At 54.9% G+C, this 5,480-nt stretch carries 9 protein-coding genes; 7 read left to right on the forward strand and 2 right to left on the reverse strand.

All coding sequences use genetic code 11. The annotated features are described in order from the left end of the window. A partial coding sequence (locus tag MVO87_RS05780; RefSeq protein ID WP_297552524.1) for a DUF8626 domain-containing protein occupies positions 1-2,676 on the reverse strand: 2,676 nt, incomplete at its 3' end. Between the two features lie 116 nt (positions 2,677-2,792). Here MVO87_RS05780 and MVO87_RS05785 point away from each other — a divergent pair. Continuing rightward, positions 2,793-3,104: a hypothetical protein gene (locus MVO87_RS05785; protein ID WP_297552526.1), complete on the forward strand. Its 312-nt coding sequence runs from the start codon at positions 2,793-2,795 to the stop codon at positions 3,102-3,104. Here MVO87_RS05785 and MVO87_RS05790 read toward each other — a convergent pair. Then, entirely contained in the window at positions 3,101-3,349 is a 249-nt protein-coding gene (locus tag MVO87_RS05790; RefSeq protein ID WP_297552528.1) for a hypothetical protein, read from the reverse strand. The two genes, MVO87_RS05785 and MVO87_RS05790, sit on opposite strands and share 4 nt — an antisense overlap. A gap of 177 nt (positions 3,350-3,526) precedes the next feature. Here MVO87_RS05790 and MVO87_RS05795 point away from each other — a divergent pair, with 177 nt between their 5' ends. The 6 genes from MVO87_RS05795 (at position 3,527) to MVO87_RS05820 (ending at position 5,238) form a co-directional block, all read left to right on the forward strand. Continuing rightward, the gene (locus MVO87_RS05795) at positions 3,527-3,715 is read left to right on the forward strand and encodes a hypothetical protein (protein WP_297552530.1); all 189 of its coding nucleotides are present in this window, start codon (positions 3,527-3,529) and stop codon (positions 3,713-3,715) included. Further along, complete coding sequence (locus MVO87_RS05800) at positions 3,712-4,017, forward strand: hypothetical protein (RefSeq protein WP_297552532.1); 306 nt, start codon at positions 3,712-3,714, stop codon at positions 4,015-4,017. The genes MVO87_RS05795 and MVO87_RS05800 overlap by 4 nt, the downstream gene beginning before the upstream one ends. Continuing rightward, complete coding sequence (locus MVO87_RS05805) at positions 4,014-4,250, forward strand: hypothetical protein (protein WP_297552534.1); 237 nt, start codon at positions 4,014-4,016, stop codon at positions 4,248-4,250. The genes MVO87_RS05800 and MVO87_RS05805 overlap by 4 nt, the downstream gene beginning before the upstream one ends. Next, positions 4,247-4,450: a hypothetical protein gene (locus MVO87_RS05810; protein ID WP_297552535.1), complete on the forward strand. Its 204-nt coding sequence runs from the start codon at positions 4,247-4,249 to the stop codon at positions 4,448-4,450. The genes MVO87_RS05805 and MVO87_RS05810 overlap by 4 nt, the downstream gene beginning before the upstream one ends. Beyond that, complete coding sequence (locus tag MVO87_RS05815) at positions 4,447-4,602, forward strand: hypothetical protein (protein WP_297552024.1); 156 nt, start codon at positions 4,447-4,449, stop codon at positions 4,600-4,602. Before MVO87_RS05810 ends, MVO87_RS05815 begins: the two co-directional genes overlap by 4 nt. Positions 4,603-4,884: 282 nt before the next feature. Further along, positions 4,885-5,238, forward strand: a complete 354-nt coding sequence (locus MVO87_RS05820; protein ID WP_297552536.1) for a hypothetical protein — start codon at positions 4,885-4,887, stop codon at positions 5,236-5,238. Positions 5,239-5,480 lie beyond the last annotated feature (242 nt).

Consider the following 5,480-nt stretch of genomic DNA (forward strand, 5'->3'; position numbering starts at 1 on the left):
CTCAGCCTTTACTCTGTTGAGCGTCTCCCGCACGTCTTCCATCTGCTCCTTGAGCTCCTCGTCGCTCACGCGCGGGTTGCCTATCATCCTCCCAAGCACGCGCACCTTCACCTTTAGCGAGTTCTTAATGGTCGTGCTTAGCTTCCAAGGGAGCTTTTCCGGCAGGTTCTTGCGGAGCTCTTCGTATTCCTTGATTAGCTTCCTGGCCTCTTCCTCAAGCGCAAGGCGCTTTTCCGCCTCGGTGCCGGCCTTTGACTTAACGCCCAGCCCGCTCGTCAGGTAGTCAACGTATTTGCAGAAGTCCGGCATATTGGCGTCCTTCCACGTGAAGTTGGAGAGGTACTGGGCGAGGTAGAGTATCTCGCGGTCGAGTGGGTTGGCGCCGTGCCACTTGGGGATTTTTCCACGCTTTATGTCGGCACAGGCCATATCGAGCGGTATAAGCACGGCTTTGGCCGGCTCGACCTTCCCAGCGTTGTAAAGCTTCCACGCCATAGCCGTGAGCGCCATGAGCTCCCTAAGCTTCTTCAGGCAGTCGTAGGGGCTCCTGCTGTCCCTACACAACTTATCGTAGTCGGTCCTCAATAGGATGAGCTTTCCGCCCGACAGGCACCACCCAAGCTTTTTGCGCTCTATGAACTCACATATCTCGTCCGCCGAGACCTCCGCACCCATCCTGGCCAGCCTGCTCACCAGCCCCGGTAGCGTGTCCCAGATTGAGAAGACCGTTGGGCTCTTGTTTAGCTTCTCGTCAATTATCTTCATTAATTCCTCGCGCCAGTCCACCTTTTTCGGACTCAGCCTCTCCAGAACTTCCTTTGTGAGCTCACGGGCGAGTGAGTGGACGCAGGGAACGTACTTACGCGGGTCTTTTCCACGACCAACCTCACAAACCCCGTCGAGCTCGATGGTCTCGCCGTTCACCCTTGCGCTCAACGTGATGTAGGCGCCGTGTAACTGCCCCAACCTCATCGTCAGCTCGAAGTCGCCCACCGCCGTCTTGACGAGCCACGTTTTTTCAGCCTGCGTGTCGCTGTTCCATTCCTTGACTGCCTTCCAGTCCAGCGGGGGCTTCCCGGTCTCGTGGAGCACTACCTCGTACACCGCGTCATAAAGGGCCTTTCTGGCGTTCTTCCATACCTCGTTCCAGGGCTCCTTGAGCTCCGGCGGGTTAAGGCGGACTTCGCTGAACTTCTCCGAGAGGCCGGGCACGTTCATAGTGCGCTCGATGATTTCGAGGGCGTCGGCGATGGCGTTGTCAGTCAGCTTCCTTACCCACGCCTTCCGCTTCGGCGACCAGCGGAACCCGTGCGCCTTGAGCTCGCGCCTAACCTCTGCCGGCGGGGCGCTCGTAAAGACCACCCAGAGCCTATCGTCGGCGTGGTTGGCAATGATTTTCCAGCCGTCGCCCTCGGCCAACACCTGAACACCGCTCGTCGTGCCCTTGGCCTGCGCTTCTTTTTCCTCCAATTCCTCAATACGGGCCTTGAGGCGCCTTATCTTTTCACCAACACGGCGGAGCTCAAAGTCGGGGAAACCAATCCTGCCCAGCTCGTCCGGCTCCGGCCAAAAGAAGAAGTGGCCAGCCTCTGCAACTTTAAATGCACCAATCTCTTTAAGCTTCCTCTCCTTCTCTTCGGGCGTGAGCTTCTTTGAGCGGATGATTTTGTTCGCTTCCTTCATTATCTCACGGCGTTTTTCGAGTATCGCCAACTCTTCCTTTAACCTCTCCAGTTCGCCAACGGCCTTTTTGTTCACGGCGCCCTGCTTCAGAGCTTCCTGCTCTTTCTTCAGCTCCTCTGTCAATTTATCAAGCTTCTTAAAGGCGTTCTTGATGAACTCGTCGAGCGCTGACAGCTTCCTATGCTCAGTCCGCCAGAGCTTTTCGAGCCGGTCTTGGCTCGGCATCCTCGCCGGCCCAACCACGTGGGCGCTCGGAATTCTCGCCCTCGTCGTTAAGTAGTCCTCATAAAGCTCAATGTAGCGCTTCGAAAAGTTTTGTATCAACCTCTTCGCCCGTTCGGGGCCGATGAGCGGGCAGAGCTTCTGCACCTTCTCAGCGTAGCGGTTCAGAGTGCGGAGGTAAGAGAGCTGGTCATACTCCGCGTCTTTCTCCGGGGTCCACGAATTAATAGAATACGCGCCCTTCGCCCGCTCAAACGGGAACGGTGTAACTTTGACGGGGATTATATCAGCCTTCCCGCCATAGTAACACTCGATTTCAAGCGTCCAATTGTCCTGAATAAACGGGCCCCGTTCCCGCTTCGCCCTAACAACTGTCAAGATTTTATCAACGGGGCGCTCAAGCTCTTCTACAAGAGAGTTCAATTGCGGGAGCTCGGATTTAAGCCTCTCAATAGCACCCTTGAGCTTCTCAACGTCTTCTGGTGTGAATTTATAGCGCCCAATGTCGGCCTCTCTCATTAAGTCGCGGTAGCGGTCAATGAGCTTATTCACGGCCACCCAGTCCCTCCACAGCCTCAAGAACTCCTCAACGCGCTCTTTCATCCCGGGCGGGAACTCCTCGCCGGCCTGTCTAATCTCATCTATATGTTCCTTGAGCCATAGGGCGCGGACGTAGTTCTTCATATCCTTTGTTCCCGAGAACCACCCGTTTTCGGCCCGGATGTCGTTAAACTCCCAGATGAGCTTTTGGACTTCATCGTACAGGTTCACGCCACCACCCCCTACTCGACCGCTCCCCGATGTTCGTAGTTAGGCGCTCGAAGTATAAACCATTTTCGCCGGAGCCACCGAGAAACCTATATAATATTGTACAACGTATCCCCTAAGTGGTGATTAGCGTGCCGTCCCACCGCTACCACAAAGCCCTTAACCGGCTCGTGCTCGGCGACGACTGCGAGCCCGTGAACCTCATCAAGGACGCACCCTACCGGCTCTTTCCCGGCAAAAAGCACCGGCAGTACTTCCACGACCGGGCCACGAACTTCTGGCTCGGCATTCTCCTTGGGCCGAAGGCATTCCTGGCCGGCGAGCTCCACGACTGGCTGGATAGGGAGTTCATCGAGGACAGGGAAACGGGCCGGCTCGTCCCGCGAGAAAAGTGGATAACTAAGAGGCGCCGGCGAAAGAAGAGGCGTTAGCCTTCCTTTTTCCGGGGCCGGATGATGGCCACGCGCCCCGGCAGGAGGAAAACCTCCAGCTCCTCGCCCGGCTCGTAGAAGCCGAACGGGATAAATACTGCGATGCCCCTGTCGTTGAACTTCGACGCCTTCCGGATGAGCCTCACACCCTCTTTGTCCTTGATTTTGACCTGCCGAGCGAGCTTCGGCTTCGGTCCTTTCACGATTACCTTGTCCTGACGAACCTCGACCTCCGTCATTCCCACCACCCCGATGATGTTTTGTTTAAACGAGTATATAAAGGATTCCCCGGCCGAGCTCGGGAGCGAGCCGGAGCGATTACTACTGCCCGACGTGCCGTTGCAAAAAAGTTGTAAAAACGGCAGATTTTTAAGGTCTAAACTGCTAATATATTTTGAAGAACGCAAAGGTGGTGGTGAAAAATGGCGAAGGAAAGAATACACCTCGGATGGGCTTCTGTGGACGTGGAGAGGTACGCAGTGAAGGGAAAAGACGGTAGGTGGTATATCAGACAGCAGAGCAACCGTGCGGGAGACCCTGGGTACATGATAGCGGTTGTCAGGACGAGGGAAGAAGTCGAAAAGTACAGGATTGGTGAGGTGAGAGCATGAGCGTCGAGCGCGTGACGGACGCCCTTGTGGATGCCTACCAGCTTCTCGACCTCTCCGAGCGCCTCATCGAGGAGCTCGAAAGCGCCCCGCTCTCCGAGCTCCCGCGCCTACTTCAGTTTTTGAAAAAGAACATCCGCGACGCGAAGGCGCTGATAAACGACGCCGAGGCCGAGCTCGACAAGACGGTCAGGGAGCTCGATGAGGCAGAGGTGAAAGACCTACTCGTTGATATGGAGGTTGAAGAAACCAGGCGCTACGAGGCGCTCGCGAGGGAAGCTGACCGCGCGGGGGTGATGTTATGAAGCTGGTCATAACCATAGCCGACGAGCTGGACGAGTGGTTTTCAAAAATGAGCTTCAAAATCGAGAAGGACGGCAAAACGATACTTAACGACGAGATGACCAACTGGGACAACTCAGCGTTTGAGGAATGGTTGGTGGATATGTTTGTGGAGGTTCTGAAGAACTTAAAAGAAGTGGATGAATGGGCCTTTAAGAAGGCCCTTCAGCGCTTCGTCGGAGGTGATGGACAATGAAGGTCACGAAAGTTGAGCGCTTTAAGAGGACCTCACGGGTCTGGTTCGACGACGGCACAATCGCGATAATCTACGACCTCGGCGGGAAGGACTGGGCGAGCGTCATCACGGCGGACAAAAAAGACATCACGGCGACGCAGAGGGGGCGCGCCTACCTGGCTGAGGCATACCGCGCCCTAGCGGAGGAGGTGGGCGTATGAGGTGGGTGGTCATCTCCCGCGACCGCGAGCTCAAGGTCGAGACAGCGACGAACCAAAAGGAGGCATTATTTAGGCAGAAGCTCCACCGCAACGCCCTCGCCCTACCAGTCCGCGAGGTCCCAACTCTTATCCACCTCCTCCAGCACCTTTGAACCTTCTTTTTTTCGCCCGCTTTATAACCCGGTTATAATTTCTCACAACCGGGTTTTGCCTGGGGGGCTACATATATACTACATATAATTCCACGCCCCAAGTTTCACCACGATAACTTAGTTTTAGCAGTTGATAACTCGGTTATGTCGCGTGAGTTTCTGACGCGACTCCGAGGCGCTCTCAGACGCGAGAACTTTGTTGCAAAAAAGTTTCAAAAACGGAAGGTTTATATATGTGTTTAAACATAAGAGAGAACGAAGAATGTGATAGAGGTGGTCGTGATGGAGAAGGTGAGAATCATACCGCACAGGTTTGAGGACAAGGAAGAGTACATCAACGCCCTCGTCGGGACCTGGAAGCGCAACTGGGAAATCTTCAAGAAGGAGCACCCGCGCGTCGCTAAGCGCTTTGAGGAGGCAGTCGAGAAGTACGGCGGTATGGATACTATGCTTAGGAAGTTCGCAGAAGACATAGCTTTTGACAAGCGGAGGACGAGGGTTCAGGTTCCCCTCACATGCAGAAGATACTTATACAATGACTACGGTATGAGCATCAAGTTCTACGACGACGGCGACATCGTGTATGCGAGGGGCTCAATCAGCTCAAGCGTCCGCGACATCCTGGGTGTTTGCTGACCCTTCTTTTTTCGCCCGCCTTATAACTCGGTTATAGCTTTTCTTAACTCGGTTTTGCCAAGGAAGGACACGTAACCCTCACCCCCAACTCTATGTTTAAACTCCCGCAACCCCGACCTTTACAGATGCAAAACCTTAAATACCCCTTTTGCAAAAATCTTATACGAACAACGTCAAGGGGGTGGCACTGTGGACGACGAGGAAAAGCGCGAGAAGGCCGGGGAAAACCGCCCCGACGACTT

Source organism: Thermococcus sp., assembly GCF_027063845.1.
In the GTDB taxonomy this organism is placed as follows: Archaea; Methanobacteriota_B; Thermococci; order Thermococcales; family Thermococcaceae; genus Thermococcus.